This is a genomic window from Pseudomonas sp. JBR1 (assembly GCF_028198185.1).
Lineage (GTDB): Bacteria > Pseudomonadota > Gammaproteobacteria > Pseudomonadales > Pseudomonadaceae > Chryseomonas > Chryseomonas oryzihabitans_E.
This window is the reverse complement of sequence record NZ_CP116340.1, coordinates 3,645,016-3,664,169: the sequence shown is the minus strand read 5'-3', so window position 1 is coordinate 3,664,169 and position 19,154 is coordinate 3,645,016. Positions and strand designations below refer to the sequence as shown.

Here is a 19,154-nt window from a genome sequence, read left to right as displayed (position 1 = left end):
GCGTTGAAAATGGCTTCGGAATGCTCATTTACCACTCGTAAACTCCGCTTCCTCAGCCATTTTCGCCTTGCTTGTCTCTAGCTCGCGAACCTTTAAACAGGCTCTAGAACTTTAACGCCGCGGAATGCCGTAACGCCGCAGCCGCATGGCGATGGCCGAATGGGAGGTCTGCAGGCGTGCGGCCAGCTGGCGGCTGGACGGATACTGCGGATAGAGTCGTTCCAGCAGCGCTGCCTCGTAGCCCTGGACGGCGGCTTCCAGGGTGCTGACCTCGGTTTCCACCTGCCCAGCCATTGCAGTACCGGCCAGATCCAGGTCCTCGACGTCGATCTGGCCGCTTTCACTGATGGCGGCGGCGCGAAAGAGGATGTTCTGCAGCTGGCGCACGTTGCCTGGCCAGGCGTTGCCCAGCAGCACACCGTAGGTGGCCGGTGCCAGGCGGCACGGCGGCCGGCCGATCTGGGCACAGGCCTGCTGCAGGAAGTGCCGTGCCAGCAGCAGGATGTCCTGGCCGCGCTCGCGCAGCGCCGGGACCTGTAGGCTGAGCACATTGAGACGATAGAAGAGGTCTTCGCGAAAGCTTCCCGCGGCCACCATGGCCTGCAGGTCGCGGTGAGTCGCAGCCAGGATGCGTACGTTGACCTGGCTCTCGTGGGCCCCACCGACGCGGCGGAAGGTGCCGTCGGAAAGGAATCGCAGCAGCTTGGCCTGCAGATAGGGCGACATCTCGCCGACCTCGTCGAGAAACACCGTGCCCTGGTCGGCCAGCTCCAGCAGACCCGGCTTGCCGCCACGCTGCGCACCGGTGAAGGCGCCCGGGGCATAGCCGAACAGTTCGCTCTCGGCCAGGCTCTCCGGTAGGGCGGCGCAGTTCAGGGCGAGGAAGGGCGCATCGCGCCGGGCACTGGCGGCATGACAGGCCCGCGCGACGAGCTCCTTGCCAGTGCCTGTCTCACCCAGGATCAACAACGGTGCTTCCAGGGCCGCCAGGCGCTGGGCGCGGGCCTTGAGCGTACGGATGGCCGCGCAATCGCCCAGCAGGGAATCGAAGCCCTCGGGGGTGTCATGGCGTAGCGCTGACAGCCGACCGCCGATGCGGCTGGGTGCATAGAGCGTCAGGAGCCCCCCGGCCAGCCCGCCTACCGGCTCGCCGATGGGGGTGGCGTCCAGCAACAGGGCCTGGCCGCGCAGTACCACCTCGCGCAGGGGCAGACGAAAGCCCTGGGCCAGCAGCTCGGCTGGCAGCTCGCTGTCATTGAAGAGGTCGGCGAGGGTCGTGCCGGCACCCTCGCCGGCCAGCGCGGCGAAGGCCGGATTGGCCAGCAGGATGCGGCCTTCGCCGTCCACCGCCAGCACCGGATCGGCCATGGCGGCAAGCAGGGCATCGAGCTGCAGGCTGCGACGCTGGCCGGGCAGGATGTCCACCACCCGGACCGCCTCGACCCCCACCACGGTCAGCAGGGCGGCGCGCAATTCCTCCAACACCGCCGCGCTCAGGGTCGGCGCGTCGATGTAGACGTTGGGCGGCACCATCTCCACGGCATCGAGGTTCAGATTTCGGGCACCGAGCAACGCCAGGACTTCCTGGGTGATGCCGACCCGATCGATGAAGGAGACATGGATACGCATGGAAACCGCAGGGTCTGAAAGCGAAAGGCTAATGCTACCCAAATGCTCGGGGTAGAATCACTTCTCATTTACCAAGGCGGGACCGCCATGACCACCAAAGACCCCCTTCTTCTCGATCAGCAGCTGTGCTTCGCGCTGTACTCGACCTCCCTGGCCATGACCAAGGTGTACAAGCCGCTGCTCGAAGAGGTGGGCCTGACCTACCCGCAGTACCTGATGATGCTGGTGCTCTGGGAAAACGATCACCTGCCGCTCAAGGAACTGGCGCGCCGTCTGCACCAGGACTCCGGCGCCCTGACCCCGGTGCTCAAGCGCCTGGAGGCCGAGGGCTACGTGACCCGGCAACGCAATGCCGAAGACGAACGCAACCTGTCCATCGAACTCACCGAGGGCGGCCGTGCCCTGCGAGAGCGGGCGCGGGAGATCAACGGCACCATTAGCGGCTACTGTGCGCTGGGAGATGCCCAGATGTCCGAGCTGCGCGAACACCTGATGGCACTGCGCGCCAAGCTGACGCGCTAACCGGCTCGCTGCCACTGGTCGCCTGCTCCCGAAAATATATTTGCGCGATAACAGGTATCGCGATAACTTAAGTCCATGCCTTGTCGGTTCTCACGGTCAACGCCCGGCCAAACAGTTATCGCAATACCTAAAACAGGAGCACGCCATGAACATCCTCTATACCGCGTCCGCAACCAGCACCGGTGGCCGTGACGGCCGTTCCATCAGCAGCGACAAGGCCCTGGACGTGCAGCTGTCCACGCCCAAGGAGCTGGGCGGCGCCGGTGGTGCAGGCACCAACCCCGAGCAACTCTTCGCCGCCGGCTACTCGGCCTGCTTCATCGGCGCGCTCAAGTTCGTGGGCGCCAAGGAAAAGATCGCCGTACCGGCTGACGTCAGCGTGACCGCCCAGGTCGGCATCGGCCCGATCCCCACCGGCTTCGCTCTGGACGTCGAGCTGACCATCAGCCTGCCGGGCCTGGAGCGCGCGGTGGCCGAGGACCTGGTCGAGAAAGCCCACCAGGTGTGCCCCTACTCCAACGCCACCCGCGGCAACGTGGACGTGCGTCTGACCCTGGTCTGACACCTGGGAACATCCAAGGGCGCGCCTCCTCGGGGACGCGCCCTTTTCTATGGCTGGCCCGTCAGGCCCGCGAAGCGTTCCGCCAGCCAGCCATGCAGTTGCCGGACCGCCGGCGAGAACTGGCGCCGGTGTGGACAGAACAGCTGCAACGGCAGGGGTTCGCCAGGCTGGTCGGGCAGCACCCGCACCAGCCGCCCGGTCTCGAGATCGTCGCGCATGTCCAGCCAGGACTTGTAGACGATGCCCTCCCCGGCCACCGCCCAGCGCCGCACCACCTCGGCATCATCGCTCTGCAGCGGCCCGCTGACGCCGACTTGCCGCTGGCCACCCTCGGCCAGCGGAAAGCTCCATTTGTCATAGGTGCGACCGTGCAGCTGGTAGAGCAGGCAGGCATGCTCTACCAGGTCATCCAGGCGGCGTGGCGTGCCATGGCGCGCCAGGTAGGCCGGCGCCGCGGCCAGCAGCCGGTGATTGTCGGGCGCCAGTGGCAGGGCGACCAGGCTGTCGTCCTGGCTGCGGCCATAGCGGATGGCGATGTCTACCGGATCGCGATAGACATCGGCCTGCTGGTCCGAGACGTAGAGCCTGAGGGTCAGGCCGGGATGCCGCTGGCGAAATTCCGCCAGCCAGGGCAGCAAGAGATTGCGCCCCAGATCCGAAGGCGCCGCCACCTGCAGCACCCCGCGCAGCTCGGGGCTTTCCCCCTGCAGCCGCTCGCGTCCCTCGCGCAAGGTCTCCAGCACCTCCCGGGCATAGGGCAGATAGGCCTCGCCCTCGGCGGTGAGCCTCAGACTGCGCGTCGAGCGAGCGAACAGGCGAATGCCCAGCTCCCGCTCCAGCCGCCCGATGGCGGCGCTCACCTGACCTGGCAAGAGGTCTGCCTCGCGGGCCGCGCGGGAAAAGCTGCCCAGGGCGGCGGAGCGCACTAAGAGGCCGAGGTCGTCGAAGCGGATCATTTTCTTTCCTGCAGTGAAGGTGCTATCCGATTCTGCCGCTTTTTCCGACCGACAATGAAGACGACCATGGCCTCACGTTTCTCATCGTACAAAGGAATCCGCCCATGAAAGCCATCATCCACGGTGACGCCACCCTGCCCGCCAGCGATCCCCGCGCCCTGCAGGACGCCGTGCTGCCCGATCCTACGCCCGAGGCCCATGACCTGCTGGTAGAGGTCCGTGCCGTGTCGGTCAATCCGGTGGATACCAAGGTGCGCCAGGGCCTGGTGCAGCGCGACTCCAAGGTGCTGGGCTGGGACGTCTCCGGCGTGGTTCGCGCCGTGGGCAGCTCCGTCAGCCGCTTCGCCGTGGGTGACGAGGTCTACTATGCCGGCGAGCTGTTCCGCCCCGGCTGCAACAGCGAACTGCACCTAGTGGATGAACACCTGGCCGGCCACAAGCCCAAAAGCCTGGATCACGCCCAGGCCGCGGCGCTGCCGCTGACCGCCATCACTGCCTGGGAGCTGCTGTTCGATCGCCTGGGCGCGACCGAGGGCGGTGGTGCGGGTCAACAGCTGCTGGTGATGGGCGCCGCGGGTGGCGTCGGCTCGGTGCTGGTCCAGCTGGCCCGTCAGCTGACCCAGCTGACCGTGATCGGCACCGCCTCGCGCGAGGAAACCCAGGCGTGGGTGCGCTCGCTCGGCGCCCATCACGTCATCGACCACCACCAGCCGCTGCGCCCCCAGCTCGAAGCCCTGGGCCTGGACGGCGTGACCCTGGTGGCCAGCCTCACCCATACCGATGAGCACTTCACCCAGCTGGTGGACGTCCTGCGGCCCCAGGGCCGTCTCGGCGTGATCGACGATCCGGCGCAGCTGGACGTGGTGCCGATGAAGGCCAAGTCGCTGTCGCTGCACTGGGAGCTGATGTTCACCCGCTCGCTGTTCCAGACTCCGGACAAGGTGCGCCAGCACGAGATCCTCGAACGCGTGGCCGAGCTGATCGACCAGGGCACGCTCAAGACCACCCTGGGTGAACACCTGGGTCGTATCGATGCGGCCAACCTGCGCCGCGCCCATGCCCAGCTGGAAAGCCACCAGGCCCGCGGCAAGCTCGTACTGGAGGGCTTCTGATGGCCAGGCTCTCCGCCCTGACCCTCGCCGTCGCCCTGGCGATGGGTAGCCTGACCGCCCAGGCGGCGCCGCTACCGCAGGAGCGCACGCTCGGCCAGCTGGAGCAGGTCTTCGCCTTCCGCGACGCCATGCCCACCGGGGTCACCGTCAGCGAGACCGGCCGGATCTTCGTCAACTATCCGCGCTGGGGCGACGAGGTGCCCTTCACCGTCGCCGAACTCAAGGACGGCAAGGCCATCCCCTACCCGGACGCCGCGCTCAACGTGGAAACCCCCGGCCAGCCGGGCAAGGGCTTCATCAGTGTGCAGAGCGTGGTCGCCGATGGTCGCGGGCACCTCTGGGTGCTGGACACCGCCGCCCCCGGCTTCGCTCCGCCCAAGGCCGGTGGCGTCAAGCTGGTGGCCATCGACCTCAAGACCAACAAGGTCGCCAGAACCCTGGTCTTCCCCGCGGCGGTGCTCGAACCCAACAGCTACGTCAACGATGTGCGCTTCGACTTTCGCGTCGGTCGCGCCGGGGTGGCCTATGTCACCGACTCGGCACCGCCGGGCGGCCTGATCATCCTCGACCTCGCCACCGGTCAGGCGCAGCGCCGCCTGACCGGTGCGCCCCAGGCCAATGTCGATCCCAGCTTCGTGCCGGTAGTGGAAGGCGAGCCGTTGCTGATGCAGCGTCCCGATGGCAGCAAGGTCCGCCCGGCCATCGCCAGCGATGGCATCGCCCTGTCGCCGGACGGCGGCATCCTCTACTTCAGCCCGCTGTCCAGTCGGCACCTCTATGCCGTGCCCACCGCCCTGCTGCGCGACCCCAGCGCCAGCGAGGCCCAGGTGCGCGCCGGGGTGCAGGATCTCGGCGAGAAAGGCGCTTCCGACGGCCTCGAAGCCGATGCCCAGGGCCGCGTCTATGCCGGTGACTACGAGCACAATGCCGTGCGCCAGCGCCAGGCCGATGGCAGCTGGAAGACCCTGGTCCACGATCCGCGCGTGCTCTGGCCCGATACCTTCAGCATCGGCCCGGACGGCTATCTCTATTTCACCGCCAACCAGCTCCATCGCCAGGCCCAGTTCCACGGTGGCCAGGACCTGCGCGAGAGGCCCTACAGCCTGTTCCGCGTCAAGATCGACGCCCAGCCTGCCCCCACCCACTGATCCGATCAGGAGTTATCCATGCAGCTGTCCCAGATCGCCCGTACCCGTTACACCACCAAGGCCTTCGACGGCTCCCGCAGCATCCCGGCCGAACAGGTCGAAGAACTGCTGGAGCTGCTGCGACAAGCGCCTTCCTCGGTCAACTCCCAGCCCTGGCACTTCGTGGTCGCCGCCAGCGCCGAGGCCAAGGCGCGCATCGCCCGTGGCATGCAGAGCCCCTACAACGAACCCAAGGTGCTGCCGGCCTCCCACGTCATCGTGCTCTGCACCCGCCTGGAGATGACCGAAGGCCATCTGGCCCAAGTGCTGGAACAGGAAGCCCAGGACGGCCGCTTCGCCAAGCCCGAAGCGCGCGCCACCCAGGACGGTACCCGCCGTCACTTCGTCGACCTGCATCGTCATGAGCGCCAGGATGTGCAGCACTGGATGGAGAAGCAGACCTATCTGGCGCTAGGCACCCTACTGCTCGGCGCTGCCGCGCTGGGTATCGATGCCACCCCCATGGAAGGCTTCGACGCCAACAGCCTGGACCAGGAACTGGGCCTGCGCGAACAGGGTTACACCGCGCTGGTGGTAGTCGGCCTGGGCTATCGTGGCGAAAGTGATTTCAACGCCGCTCTGCCCAAGTCGCGCCTCACCCGCGAGCAGGTCTTCACCTTCCTCGATTGAAGCAAGGTAGTCTGGTAACTGTCAGGAAAGGGCGCAGCACAGGCGCCCTTCACCTGGCGCACTACCCGCCAAGGCAGTGATCTCAACCACGGCTGTATTCATGGCGAGCGAACCAGCTGGCTTACGCAGCGACTGAACTCATTCATCGTGAACGGCTTGGACAGCAACAGCGCCTGGCTTGGCAGGCCCTCTTCGAACAGCGGGCCGGCAAAGCCGCTGACGAACAGCACCCGGAGCTGGGGATCCAAGGCGATCAATTGGCTGTACAGGACCTTGCCGGTCATTCCACCCGCCAAGCCGATGTCGGTCACCAACACCTGAATATCCGGCGACGCCTTGAACCTGGCAAGCGCCGAGGCGCCATCTGCCGCCTCCATCACCTGGTAACCAAGCTCTTTCAGGGCAGCCGCCATGGTCTTGCGAACCACCGGCTCGTCATCGACCACAAGGACCCGTTCGCCATTACCGGTAGGGCAGGCATCGGGCTCGGCACTGGCCAACTCATCGATCTGTTCGATGCCCTTGCTGCCCCTGGGGAAAAACAGGCTGACAGAGGTGCCTGCACCCAGCTGACTATGCACCCGGATCTGCCCGCCGGACTGCTCCATGAAGCCAAAGACCATGGACAGACCCAGCCCGGTGCCCTCCCCCAGTGGCTTGGTCGTGAAGAAGGGTTCGAAGACCCGCGCCACGGTGTCCGGCGACATGCCGATACCGGTATCGGTCAGGCTGATCTTGAGATAGTCGCCTATCGGCAGATCCCTCAGCTCGCCGTAGTGGGGCTCGACTGACACCCGTTTCGTTTCAAGGGTCAGTACCCCGCCGTCCGGCATCGCATCGCGTGCATTGATGGCGAGATTCAGCAGCGCATTTTCGAGTTGGTTGGGGTCGCAATGGATGACGCCCGTGTCTCCGATCAGGATTTCAAAACGGATCCCGGGCCCTACCGTGCGCCGGATCAGATCCTCCAGTTCGCTGACCAGCAGACTGGCTTGCAGGTTCTTTGGCTCGAGGCGCTGCTGACGAGAAAAGGCCAGAAGCCGGTGCGTAAGGCCTGCGGCGCGATTCGCAGAGGTCAAGGCCAGGATGATGTAGCGGTCCAGATCATCCAAACGGCCTCTGGCGATACGTAGCTGCAGTAATTCCAGACTGGAAATCACCCCGGCCAACATGTTGTTGAAGTCATGCGCGATCCCGCCCGTGAGCTGGCCGACCGCTTCCATCTTCTGGCTCTGGCGCAACTTCTCCTCCGTGACCGCCCGCTCTGCTTGCTCCTGCTCCAAGGCTGCGGTGCGGTCACGTACCCGCTCTTCCAGCGTCTCGTTCCAATGGACCAGCGCCGACTCGAGATCCATTCGCTCCTGAATATCTTCGATGGTGCCGTACCAGCGCTGACGCTGGCCCTGTTCGTCCGTTTGAGCGAAGGCCCTGACGCGGTACCAGCCGTAGCCGCCGCTGGCCGTCTGGAGACAGGTTCGAATGTCGTAGGCGGCGCCAGTTGCCAGGGAGTGTCGCCAGGCCTGCTGCATACGCTCCCGGTAGTCAGGATGAGGCACCTGCAACCAGCCTTCGCCCAACAGCTCCTCACGAGAGCGACCGGTAAGCGTCAGCCAGCGGTCATCGAAGGAATCGATGAATCCTTGCGCATCGGCTGTCCAGGGAATCTGCGGATTGAGGACGGTCGCGGCGCAATACTGGGCCTCGCGCTCACGCAACTCGGCTTCGGAATGCTCAAGCGCCTGGACTTTATTGAGGCGATCCACGGTCGCCCCCAGCAGGTTGGCGTAGGTCCGCAGGAAGTCGATGTCGTCTGGTGAGAATTCACGCTCGACAGGGCTATCCACCTCCAGCAAGCCAAAGGGCGGCTGGCCTTCCGGCCCCAGGATGATGACGTTCACCAGCGCCCGCACGCCGTGATCCTTCAAGAACTGCGGGTAATCGAAACGATCCTCGGTGGTGATGTCCGTCGATACCACCGGCTCACCCGTTTGTAGCGCGAAACCTTCGGACGAACGCTCTTTAGCGGGCACGAGCTCGTGCCCGACTACGCCGGGTTTCCAACCGACGCCACTGCGGACAAGGAGATTCCTACCATCGGCCTGGAGCTCCATGACCTTCGCCAGCGGTGTATCCAGCGCCTCACTGACGAGGTGACAGGCTTGATGGAGGATTTCATCAAGGTCGTTTCCCTTGAGTGCAAGCTCCCCAAACTTTGCCAGTGCCGTTCGTTGACGAAGGAGTACGTGCACAGAAGACATCAGTAACCGATCCTTGCCTGACAAGGGCGTCGATCGAATAACGACGTACCAACCGCCAGGCTTTATGTATAAAGCTACAGGCACGGTTTCTTATGATGGGGTTCCAGCAAGGTCAGGCTTTTGCGATAAAGCGCCTGCTGCGTGGGACCGGGGAGCGGATGAAACTGGAGAGTGGTCCGTCAGGAACCGCCTCGGCGGCGGCGGTGCGAGAGCGCGCACCGCCGTACCAACCGCGACGTTGAAAGACCTCGACCGCCTTAACCCTTCAGATCCGCCAGGATCGAGAACGCCCGCAAGCGATCCGCCTGCTCGTAGACGTCGCAGGTAAAGATCAGCTCGTCGGCGTCGGTCTTCTCCAGCAGCAGTTCCAGGCGCTCGCGGACCTTGTCCGGGCCACCGATCACCGCCATGCCGAGGAAGCTCGATACCGACTCCTTCTCGTGCGGCAACCAGACGCCCTCCATGCTGCGCACCGGCGGTTGCAGGCGCAGACTGTCGCCGCGGAACAGGGCCAGGATGCGCTGGTAGACGGTGGTAGCCAGGTAGTTGGCCTCATCGTCGCTGTCGGCGGCCACCAGGGGCACGCCGAGCATCACATAGGGCCGGTCGAGGACCTTGGATGGCTTGAAGTTTTCGCGGTACAGGCGGATCGCCTCGTGCACATAGCGCGGCGCGAAGTGCGACGCGAAGGCATAGGGCAGACCCTTGGCCGCGGCCAGCTGGGCACTGAACAGGCTCGAACCCAGCAGCCAGATCGGCACCTCGGTGCCCGCGCCCGGCATGGCGATGACGCCCTGCCCCGGTTGCTGTGGCCCGAAGTAGTGCTGCAGCTCCTCCACGTCCCGCGGGAAGTCGTCGGAACTGCCCAGGCGATCACGGCGCAGGGCATAGGCGGTGCGCTGATCCGAACCCGGTGCGCGACCCAGACCGAGTTCGATACGGCCCGGATACAACGAGGCCAGGGTGCCGAACTGCTCGGCTACTACCAGCGGCGCGTGGTTGGGCAGCATGATCCCACCCGAACCCAGGCGCAGGGTGCTGGTGCCACCGGCCAGATAGCCCAGCAGCACGGCGGTCGCCGAGCTGGCGATGCCGTCCATGTTGTGGTGTTCGGCGACCCAGTAGCGGGAGAACCCGAGCTGTTCGACATGGCGCGCCAGGTCCAGGGCGTTGTGCAGCGCCTGGGCGGCATCGCCATCGTCGCGGATGGGAGCGAGGTCAAGGACCGATAGGGCGGTCTTAGAGAGACGGGTCATCAGGGATCTCCTCGGCGGCCTGATCGTAGGCCGCCCTGTGGCGCTGAATGAGAGGCTGCTTCGCGGCGGCCCAGGCGGCCAGGGCACCCACCGGCACCATCAGGCTCTGGCCCAGGGCGGTGAGCGCGTATTCCACCTGGGGCGGCTTGGTCGGGGTCACCGTGCGGGACACCAGGCCGTCGCGCTCCAGCTGACGCAAGGTCACGCTGAGCATGCGCTGGGAAATGCCGTCGACCCGACGACGCAATTCATTGAAGCGCAACGGGCCGGCTTCCAAAGTGAAGAGCGTGAGCAAGGACCAGGCATCACCGATCCGATCCAGCACGTCCCTGATCGGACAGGCATGGGCATGCAGGCGGCGACGACTGGAGATACGACTGACCACGGCGTCCATGGCGATCCTCGAAGCAGAACTGACTCCAGCCTACGCCTTCTGGGCGGTTATTAAAAGTAACCACCTGTCAGGGCTGGTACTGCTGCTCCGGCCAAGGCACAATCCAGGAGGTCGTGACCGTTTTTATTGATTGAACGTTCAATAAAAAATAGTTACCCTCGGAGGCTCTTTCCTCTGTTCAGGAGATGCTCCGTGCCCAAGGTCGGGATGCAGCCCATCCGCCGTTCGCAGCTCATCGCCGCGACCCTCGAAGCCGTCGACGAAGTTGGCATGGGCGACGCTAGTATCGCCTTCATCGCCCGCAAGGCCGGTGTCTCCAACGGCATCATCAGCCACTACTTCCAAGACAAGAACGGCCTGCTCGAAGCCACCATGCGGCATCTGATGAATGCCCTGCGCCAGGCCGTGCGCGAGCGCCGCGCGGCGCTGCCCGGGGACGATCCCGCCGCCAACCTGCGCGCCATCATCCAGGGCAACTTCGATGACACTCAGGTCAGCGGACCAGCCATGAAGACCTGGCTGGCCTTCTGGGCCACCAGCATGCATCAGCCCAACCTGCGCCGCCTGCAGCGCATCAACGACCTGCGCCTGTATTCCAACCTCTGCTGGCAATTCCGGCGCCTGCTGCCGCGCGACCAGGCTCGCGCCGCCGCTCGCGGCCTGGCCGCCATCATCGACGGACTCTGGCTGCGCGGCGCCCTCTCCGGTGACGCCTTCAACACCCAGCAGGCCCTGCAGATCGCCTACGACTACCTGGACCTGCAACTGGCCAAGGCCTGACGCTCACCTGATCGCCCCCGCCCTGCCGGCCAGCACCGACGGGGCGTCTTCAGCTGCTCCCTCCCCAACCTCCCTCCTCTCCCCTGGTTAATCATCCGCCCCGGACCGATCCGCTCTAGGCGGCCCCTTGGCTCGTCTCGCCTCGGCCACGAATTTTTCATTGATTGAACGTTCAATAAAAATTAAGTAGACTGGATTCATCGCTGGAGCAAAGAGCCCTTCTTTCGCTCCCCCTGTGTTCCTTGCGGGTGCCACGGCGCCCGCCCCGTTTTGGGAGATCGTCCATGGCCCGTTTCGCCGAACAGCAGCTGTACATTGGTGGCCGCTACGTCGCCGCCACCGGTGGCGCCACCTTCGAAACCCTGAGTCCCGCCACCGGCGAAGTGCTTGCCGTGGTGCAAAGCGCCAGCCGCGCCGACGTGGACAAGGCGGTGGCAGCCGCCGCCGAAGGCCAGAAGGTCTGGGCCGCGATGACCGCCATGCAGCGCTCGCGCATCCTGCGCAAAGCCGTAGACATCCTCCGCGCACGCAACGACGAGCTGGCCCTGCTGGAAACCCTGGACACCGGCAAGGCCCTGTCCGAAACCCAGGCCGTGGACATCGTCACCGGCGCCGACGTGCTCGAGTACTACGCCGGCCTCGTCCCCGCCCTGGAAGGCGAGCAGATCCCGCTGCGCGAGACCTCCTTCGTCTATACCCGCCGCGAACCCCTGGGCGTGGTCGCCGGCATCGGTGCCTGGAACTACCCGATCCAGATCGCCCTGTGGAAGTCCGCCCCGGCCCTGGCCGCTGGCAACGCCATGATCTTCAAGCCCAGCGAAGTCACCCCGCTGACCGCGCTGAAGCTGGCCGAGATCTACACCGAAGCCGGCCTGCCCGCTGGCGTCTTCAACGTGGTCAACGGCGTCGGTCCCGAGGTGGGCGTGGCCCTGACCGAGCATCCCGGCATCGAGAAGATCTCCTTTACCGGCGGTGTCGCCACCGGCAAGAAGGTCATGGCAAGTGCCGCCGGCTCGACGCTCAAGGAAGTCACCATGGAACTGGGTGGCAAGTCGCCGCTGATCGTCTGCGATGACGCTGACCTGGATCGCGCCGCCGACATCGCCGTCATGGCCAACTTCTTCAGCTCTGGCCAGGTCTGCACCAACGGCACCCGCGTCTTCGTGCCCCAGGCGCTCAAGGCCGACTTCGAAGCCAAGGTGGTGGAGCGAGTCAAGCGCATCAAGCTGGGCGATCCCCTGGCCGCCGAGACCAACTTCGGTCCGCTGGTCAGCACCCCGCACCTGGAAAAGGTGCTGGGCTACATCGCCCAGGGCCAGGCTGAAGGCGCCCGCCTGCTCATTGGTGGCGAGCGCGTTACCCAGGGCGACCTGGCCAAGGGCAACTTCGTGGCCCCCACCGTCTTCACCGATTGCCGTGACGACATGGCCATCGCCCGCGAAGAGATCTTCGGCCCGGTCATGAGCATCCTCGCCTATGCCGACGAGGACGAAGTGGTACGCCGCGCCAACGACACCGAGTACGGCCTGGCCGCCGGCGTGGTCACCCGTGACCTGGCCCGCGCCCACCGCATGATCCATCGCCTGGAAGCCGGCATCTGCTGGATCAACACCTGGGGCGAGTCCCCCGCCGAGATGCCGGTGGGTGGCTATAAGCACTCCGGCGTCGGTCGCGAAAACGGCCTCACCACCCTCGGCCACTACACCCGCATCAAGTCGGTGCAGGTCGAGTTGGGCGACTACGCCTCGATCTTCTAGGCCGCTCAGGCAGCGCTTTTCTCCCCTCTCCGCTGGAGAGGGTCCGGGGATGGGGCCAGACCCCACCCGCCGTCAGGAGGAGACTTTTTCATGGCACACGAATTCGATTACATCGTCATAGGCGCCGGCTCGGCCGGCAACGTCCTGGCCACCCGGCTGACCGAGGACAAGGACGTCAGCGTCCTGCTGCTGGAAGCCGGCGGCCCCGACTACCGCCTGGACTTCCGCACCCAGATGCCAGCCGCCCTCGCTTATCCGCTGCAGGGCAAGCAGTACAACTGGGCCTACCAGACCGAGCCCGAGCCGCACATGGACAATCGCCGGATGGAATGCGGCCGCGGCAAGGGCCTGGGCGGCTCTTCGCTGATCAACGGCATGTGCTACATCCGCGGCAACGCCCTGGACTATGACAACTGGGCGCAACTTGATGGCCTGGACGACTGGACCTACCTCGACTGCCTGCCCTACTTCCGCAAGGCCGAGAAGCGCGATGCCGGGGCCAACGACTGGCACGGCGGCGAGGGCCCGGTGTCGGTGACTACCGCCAAGCCAGACACCAATCCCTTGTTCGAAGCCATGGTCGAAGCCGGTGTCCAGGCGGGTTATCCGCGCACCGAAGACCTCAACGGCTACCAGCAGGAAGGCTTCGGTCCGATGGACCGCTTCGTCACCCCGAACGGCCGTCGCTCCAGCACCGCCCGTGGCTATCTAGACCAGGCCAAAGGTCGCCCGAACCTGACCATCGTCACCCACGCCACCACCGATCGCATCCTCTTCGAGGGCAAGCGCGCCAATGGCGTCGCCTACATGAAGGGCGATTCGCTGGAAGCCATCACCGTGCGCGCCCGTCGTGAAGTCCTGCTCTGCGCCGGCGCCATCGCCTCGCCACAAATCCTGCAGCGCTCCGGTGTCGGCCCCGCGCCGCTGCTGCGTCGCTTCGACATCCCGGTCGTCCACGACCTGCCCGGCGTCGGCCAGAATCTGCAAGATCACTTGGAAATGTACCTGCAGTACGAGTGCAAGCAGCCGGTCTCGCTGTACCCGGCGCTGAAGTGGTACAACCAGCCGCAGATCGGCCTGGAGTGGATGCTCAAGGGTACCGGCCTGGGCGCCAGCAACCACTTCGAGGCGGGCGGTTTCATCCGCTCCAGCGAGGAATTCGACTGGCCCAACATCCAGTACCACTTCCTGCCGATCGCCATCAATTACAACGGCACCAACGCCATCGAGGCCCATGGCTTCCAGGCCCACGTCGGCTCCATGCGCTCGCCCAGCCGCGGCCGCATCGAACTGACCTCGCGCGATCCGCGCCAGCATCCGAGCATCCTGTTCAACTACATGAGCACCGAGCAGGACTGGCGCGAATTCCGCGACGGCATCCGCCTGACCCGCGAGATCATGCAGCAACCGGCGCTGGACCCCTATCGTGGCGAAGAGATCAACCCGGGCCGCGATTGCGTGACTGATGCCCAGCTGGATGCCTTCGTGCGCTCCCACGCCGAGACCGCCTACCACCCGTCCTGCTCCAACAAGATGGGTACCGACGACATGGCGGTGGTCGATGGCGCCGGTCGCGTGCACGGTCTGGAAGGCCTGCGCGTGGTGGACGCCTCCATCATGCCGATCATCGCGACGGGCAACCTCAACGCCCCGACCATCATGATCGCCGAGAAGATCGCCGACAAAATCCGTGGTCGCGCTCCGCTGCCGCGCAGCAACGCCGCCTACTACGTCGCCAACGGCGCGCCGGTACGGGGTACCCCGCTGCGTGACGTCAACGGTCAGCGCGCCGCCGAGCCGGTTCCGCAGCGTCGTGACCAACCGGCGGCCTAGTAGTCCGCAGCCGGTCATGAAAAAGGGCGCCTAGGCGCCCTTTTTCCATTGATCCGGTTTTAGAGGCAGTCTTTGACGGCCACGAGCACATCCCTCGGTCGAAGAGGGTTATTGGCCATCTGCTCACGCAACGCGATTCGCGTGCCACGCGATGCCGAACCAATGTCGATGATGGCCGCTGTAGTCGGCGGCACCATGCTGTCTACCAGGACGCGCTGCCCACTGCCTTGGGATTGCACCTCCACATGGCGCCCACCCTTTTCCAGCTTGGCGACCAGGCAGGCTCGATAGTCGTCGGCGCTCTTGCCGGTACGCAGCTCCATCGGTGGATTGCGCTCAAGGTTCGCCTGACTGGTGCAACCAGCCAGCGCAGCGGCCAGCACGGCCAGGGTCTTCTTTCTCATCAATGGCTCCTAGCAAGCTATTTGCCCTATTTTAGCCTCAGCCGGCTTACGCCAGCCTTAACCTACGCACATCCTTGGTTTACAAGGGCTTTTCCATGGCTATAATGGCCTCCCCCTTGCCGGTATAGCTCAGCTGGTAGAGCAACTGACTTGTAATCAGTAGGTCCCGGGTTCGACTCCTGGTGCCGGCACCATCATTTTTCTGCGTTGATCGGACCTCTGTTCTTTTTCAAGAGGTAGCACCAGTCAACGATCTCCCCTTCTGGCACATAGCCGCTGACCATTTCTCGCAGTAGTCTTCTGACTGCATCATGGTCTTTGCTCTCGGTTGCCTTTAACAGATGCTCCAGCAGAGGTCTCAGTTGCGCCCACGAGAGATACTCCTCGTCAGCTCGCATAATCATGGGATGCTCTGTCGAGGTCACTCCCTCGTCTGCAATCAACAGCTCTTCATAAAGCTTCTCACCAGGACGTAGGCCTGAGAACTCTATCGCTATTTCGCCATTCGGATTATTTTCCGAACGAACACTTGATCCTGACAGCTTGATCAGCTTTTCTGCCAAGTCAACGATTCGAACTGGCCCGCCCATATCGAGGACAAAAACGTCGCCACCACGTCCCATCGAGCCTGCCTGAATGACGAGTTGTGCTGCCTCCGGAATGGTCATGAAGTAGCGCGTGATGTTTGGATGAGTAACGGTGACGGGGCCGCCTCGGGAGATCTGTTCGCGAAATCGAGGGATCACGGAGCCAGATGACCCCAGGACATTACCGAACCGTACCATCGTAAATCGCGTCTTGTTTAGGCAAAGCAAAGACTCTGACGCGTGGAGAGGTAGCAAGGCAATTTCTTGACTGACCGCCTGGAGGATCATCTCAGCAATACGTTTGGTACTGCCCATCACGTTAGTAGGTCTTACTGCCTTATCTGTAGAAATAAGTACGAAATTTTCGACATTGGCAACCAAGGCTGCCTGAGCAGTATAGAGAGAACCGAAAACGTTATTTAGTACCCCTTCGGTAATATTGTGCTCGACCATGGGCACATGCTTATAGGCAGCAGCGTGATAGACCGTCTCAACTCCCCATTCGCGCATCAACTCTTCCAGATATTGATAATCCCGTACGGACCCCAGAAGAGGCACGAGGGCAATAGGAGCGGATTCCTTTAGGATTATACGTTCCAACTCGCCATGGATAGAATAGAGATTGAACTCACTATGCTCGAATAGCAGGAGTGTCTTGGGAGAGCTGGATATGATTTGGCGACAAAGCTCTGAACCGATGGAACCACCAGCACCGGTTACCATCACCACTTTATCGCGAATACACCTTTCAAATAGCTCCTGACGAGGAGGCACCGCCTCTCGGCCAAGCAAATCGGCAATATCCACTTCTTGGATATCTTCGACCTTGACCCTACCCGATGCCAAATCCATGAAACTTGGCACACTACGAACGTGAACCGGAAACTTTTCAAGATAAGCAAGTACGTCACCCCTGCAGGCACGGCTGGCCGAAGGAATAGCAAGGAGAATTTCCTGGACACCTGTTTCGTCCAGCATTTGTTGGACATGCTTGCGACTGTAAACCTTCAGACCCGCTATGACCCGATTGGCCAGTGCCCGATCATCATCAATGAAGGCGACTGGCTCCAAGCCTCTCCCCAAGCGCAACGCATGTACCAATTGATTACCCGTTTGCCCCGCTCCCCAGATGGCGACCCTGGGCATACTGCCGCGCTTGCCCATGAAAGGCACATGACGAATGGCGCCATACCAGTCGCCGAGGAAATACTGGCGCATCAGCAACCGCAGCCCGCCGATCAACATCAGACTCAACCACCAGTAGTTAAAAACAGCAGAGCGTGGGATCAAGGCGTCGGTGAACTGATTCCAATACATGACCAAGGTCAACAGCAGTGCAGAAAGTGTCACTGCCTTGAATATGGCCATTAGCGCATCGTTACCAATATACCGCATAACTGCGCGGTAGAGCCCAAAGCGGATAAAAATCGGAATAGCAATAAGCGGGGCAGCAACGAACAGCCATAGATGCTTGCCGAATGGATCGAGATGTTGGTCTAAGCCCAGACGCAATACGAATCCCAGCCATAGCGCCAACCATAGCAATAAAACATCAGTCACTATTTGAAGTAGACGCTTCTGTCGACGCGGTAGACGTACCAACCAGTCGCGCATTCTTGAGTCAATCCTGGACAATACCTATACCTTCCTATTACCTATGGAAAGATCAACTGATGCTAAGGGCGGTGCCTGGAGCAATTACCGAATTTTCTTCCACCACCACTGAATAGCCAGCACAGCAACCAGCCTGCAACCAAGCACCAGCGCCAATAGATACACCGCCAGCCAGTTGTACACCTACGCCTAAGTGAGCGAAGTCTCCTAGGGAAGCGTCGTGATCTACTATGGCGCCCGCATTGACTATAGCACCCCGCCCTATGACAGCATCGGCCCCAACTACGGCGTTTGCCATGATGGCGCATCCTGGGTAGATATTCGCAGAGTTACTGACAACCGATCGCGGATGAAGAATGGATACAAGGTCGATCCCAGCACTCTCAATCAACGCAGTCCAAGCTTGGCGACGTCGATTGTCGCCTACCGCAGCAATAGCGCCTTGGACGCTGCCTTTCAACTTACCGATTTCGGTGATATCGGAAACCACGTCGGTATTGAAGCAGTCTTGCAAGGCAGGCCAACGGTCGTCCGCGAAAACCACTCGCTGCCACTCTTTGCCGGAGAGTGCAGAATCAGCCACGGCCTTGCCATGTCCGCCGGCTCCAAGTACCAGTAGCGTCCGCATAGTCATGTCCTCTTTTCCAGCTGCCCGGCTTGGAATCTGACAGCGATCACTAGCAGAGGAGCATAGGCCAGGACGAGGGCAAGGCTCCCGTCCACGAAGCCCAGGCCCGCGATCAATGCCAAAGGGATCAGCCACGTTACGTTAATCACTAGAACTGCCATGGTGACGGGGAGATGTCGCCCATAGCAGCGAGACGCGTATTGGTAGGCATGGCTGCGATGGGCTTCATACACTCGCTCACCTCGCAGAAGGCGTCGCAATAGGGTGAAAGTAGCGTCGACGATGAAGACACCTAGCAGAATAAGCCAGCTCCAGAGCCAGCGTGAGTCGACCGAAGCCGCTTGCAAGGACAGTGCGCCCAGCATCATGCCTAGAAATCCGCTGCCAGCGTCGCCCATGAATATCTTCGCTGGCGGAAAGTTCCAGATTAGGAATCCTGCAACAGCGAAGGCCAATGCCAGGGGTAACCAAACCTGGAGATTAGCCCCCGGCGCGCTGCAGAGCGCAAGGAGGGCACCGCCCAAACAGACACAGATCGCTTCAATACTGGCTAGACCATCGATGCCATCCATGAAGTTATAGAGATTGAGTAGCCAGACCAGATAAAGCGCGCCAAGAACACTTCCGATCAAGCCGAGATCATGGGTTTCGCCGAAAAGCATGACAGGCGGCATACCACCCAACCACACCAGTACCCAAATGGCTGCAGTGAAATGTCCGAGCAAACGCCAGCGTGCAGCGATGTGGCCGTGGTCATCGAGAAAGCCGAGCAGTGCTATGCCACCACCAGCGCCGGCCAAGGCTAACAACTGACTGAGTGGAAGGTTGCCAAACCCGAGGCCTAGTAGCAGCCAAGTCAGATAGCTCATCACTATTGCCAAGCCTCCGCCTCTTGGCGTCGGTACAACATGGGAGCTTCTTGAATTGGGCACGTCCAACAGACTCCGACTGAGCGCGTAGCGCCTTAGGCAGCCGGTCAGGAAAAAACAAAAAGCCGTTAGGGCTAGCAACGACAATAGCTCGATCATTGAAACAGGTGCTCCTG

At 62.9% G+C, this 19,154-nt stretch carries 17 protein-coding genes and 1 tRNA gene; 9 read left to right on the top strand and 9 right to left on the bottom strand.

Annotated features, from left to right (window positions below; all coding sequences use genetic code 11):
• Nucleotides 1-111: 111 nt before the first annotated feature.
• Nucleotides 112-1,629, bottom strand: coding sequence for a sigma-54-dependent transcriptional regulator (locus PJ259_RS16975; RefSeq protein ID WP_271653590.1), 1,518 nt, complete (start codon nucleotides 1,627-1,629; stop codon nucleotides 112-114).
• A gap of 87 nt (nucleotides 1,630-1,716) precedes the next feature.
• Here PJ259_RS16975 and PJ259_RS16970 point away from each other — a divergent pair, with 87 nt between their 5' ends.
• Nucleotides 1,717-2,151, top strand: a complete 435-nt coding sequence (locus tag PJ259_RS16970) for a MarR family winged helix-turn-helix transcriptional regulator (protein ID WP_271653589.1) — start codon at nucleotides 1,717-1,719, stop codon at nucleotides 2,149-2,151.
• A gap of 145 nt (nucleotides 2,152-2,296) precedes the next feature.
• Nucleotides 2,297-2,713, top strand: coding sequence for an organic hydroperoxide resistance protein (locus PJ259_RS16965; RefSeq protein WP_271653588.1), 417 nt, complete (start codon nucleotides 2,297-2,299; stop codon nucleotides 2,711-2,713).
• A gap of 47 nt (nucleotides 2,714-2,760) precedes the next feature.
• Here PJ259_RS16965 and PJ259_RS16960 read toward each other — a convergent pair whose 3' ends face one another.
• Nucleotides 2,761-3,669 (bottom strand): LysR family transcriptional regulator, encoded by a 909-nt coding sequence (locus PJ259_RS16960; protein ID WP_271653587.1) that lies wholly within the window; start codon nucleotides 3,667-3,669, stop codon nucleotides 2,761-2,763.
• Between the two features lie 104 nt (nucleotides 3,670-3,773).
• Between PJ259_RS16960 and PJ259_RS16955 the strand changes: the two genes are divergently transcribed.
• Genes PJ259_RS16955 through nfsB form a run of 3 tightly spaced genes read left to right on the top strand, consistent with a single transcriptional unit; the run spans nucleotide 3,774 to nucleotide 6,598 of the window.
• Complete coding sequence (locus tag PJ259_RS16955; protein WP_271653586.1) at nucleotides 3,774-4,781, top strand: zinc-binding alcohol dehydrogenase family protein; 1,008 nt, start codon at nucleotides 3,774-3,776, stop codon at nucleotides 4,779-4,781.
• Nucleotides 4,781-5,929: an L-dopachrome tautomerase-related protein gene (locus tag PJ259_RS16950; RefSeq protein ID WP_271653585.1), complete on the top strand. Its 1,149-nt coding sequence runs from the start codon at nucleotides 4,781-4,783 to the stop codon at nucleotides 5,927-5,929. Before PJ259_RS16955 ends, PJ259_RS16950 begins: the two co-directional genes overlap by 1 nt.
• 18 nt (nucleotides 5,930-5,947) lie before the next feature.
• Entirely contained in the window at nucleotides 5,948-6,598 is a 651-nt protein-coding gene (gene nfsB / locus PJ259_RS16945) for an oxygen-insensitive NAD(P)H nitroreductase (protein ID WP_271653584.1), read from the top strand.
• 98 nt (nucleotides 6,599-6,696) lie between these two features.
• On the opposite strand, the gene PJ259_RS16940 is transcribed toward nfsB, so the two are convergent.
• The 3 genes from PJ259_RS16940 to PJ259_RS16930 form a co-directional block, all read right to left on the bottom strand.
• Nucleotides 6,697-8,856, bottom strand: a complete 2,160-nt coding sequence (locus PJ259_RS16940; protein ID WP_271653583.1) for an ATP-binding protein — start codon at nucleotides 8,854-8,856, stop codon at nucleotides 6,697-6,699.
• Between the two features lie 257 nt (nucleotides 8,857-9,113).
• Complete coding sequence (locus PJ259_RS16935; RefSeq protein WP_271653582.1) at nucleotides 9,114-10,112, bottom strand: LLM class flavin-dependent oxidoreductase; 999 nt, start codon at nucleotides 10,110-10,112, stop codon at nucleotides 9,114-9,116.
• A complete protein-coding gene (locus PJ259_RS16930) occupies nucleotides 10,096-10,506 on the bottom strand; it encodes a winged helix-turn-helix transcriptional regulator (protein WP_059313128.1) in 411 nt (136 codons plus the stop codon). The genes PJ259_RS16935 and PJ259_RS16930 overlap by 17 nt, the downstream gene beginning before the upstream one ends.
• 192 nt (nucleotides 10,507-10,698) lie before the next feature.
• Between PJ259_RS16930 and betI the strand changes: the two genes are divergently transcribed.
• The 3 genes from betI (at nucleotide 10,699) to betA (ending at nucleotide 14,876) form a co-directional block, all read left to right on the top strand.
• The gene (betI, locus tag PJ259_RS16925) at nucleotides 10,699-11,286 is read left to right on the top strand and encodes a transcriptional regulator BetI (protein WP_059313127.1); all 588 of its coding nucleotides are present in this window, start codon (nucleotides 10,699-10,701) and stop codon (nucleotides 11,284-11,286) included.
• A gap of 284 nt (nucleotides 11,287-11,570) precedes the next feature.
• Nucleotides 11,571-13,043: a betaine-aldehyde dehydrogenase gene (gene betB, locus PJ259_RS16920; protein WP_271653581.1), complete on the top strand. Its 1,473-nt coding sequence runs from the start codon at nucleotides 11,571-11,573 to the stop codon at nucleotides 13,041-13,043.
• Nucleotides 13,044-13,133: 90 nt separating this feature from the next.
• Nucleotides 13,134-14,876: a choline dehydrogenase gene (gene betA / locus PJ259_RS16915; RefSeq protein ID WP_059313125.1), complete on the top strand. Its 1,743-nt coding sequence runs from the start codon at nucleotides 13,134-13,136 to the stop codon at nucleotides 14,874-14,876.
• Between the two features lie 59 nt (nucleotides 14,877-14,935).
• On the opposite strand, the gene PJ259_RS16910 is transcribed toward betA, so the two are convergent.
• A complete protein-coding gene (locus PJ259_RS16910) occupies nucleotides 14,936-15,280 on the bottom strand; it encodes a hypothetical protein (RefSeq protein WP_271653580.1) in 345 nt (114 codons plus the stop codon).
• A gap of 118 nt (nucleotides 15,281-15,398) precedes the next feature.
• On the opposite strand from PJ259_RS16910, the gene PJ259_RS16905 reads away from it, so the two are divergent.
• Nucleotides 15,399-15,474 (top strand) — tRNA-Thr (locus PJ259_RS16905).
• Here PJ259_RS16905 and PJ259_RS16900 read toward each other — a convergent pair.
• Genes PJ259_RS16900 through PJ259_RS16890 form a run of 3 tightly spaced genes read right to left on the bottom strand, consistent with a single transcriptional unit; the run spans nucleotide 15,475 to nucleotide 19,137 of the window.
• Nucleotides 15,475-17,481: a polysaccharide biosynthesis protein gene (locus tag PJ259_RS16900; protein ID WP_271653579.1), complete on the bottom strand. Its 2,007-nt coding sequence runs from the start codon at nucleotides 17,479-17,481 to the stop codon at nucleotides 15,475-15,477. It lies immediately after the preceding tRNA gene.
• A 52-nt stretch (nucleotides 17,482-17,533) separates the two neighbouring features.
• Nucleotides 17,534-18,109, bottom strand: coding sequence for an acetyltransferase (locus PJ259_RS16895; RefSeq protein WP_271655889.1), 576 nt, complete (start codon nucleotides 18,107-18,109; stop codon nucleotides 17,534-17,536).
• Nucleotides 18,110-18,111: 2 nt separating this feature from the next.
• Entirely contained in the window at nucleotides 18,112-19,137 is a 1,026-nt protein-coding gene (locus tag PJ259_RS16890; protein WP_271653578.1) for an MraY family glycosyltransferase, read from the bottom strand.
• Nucleotides 19,138-19,154: the final 17 nt, after the last annotated feature.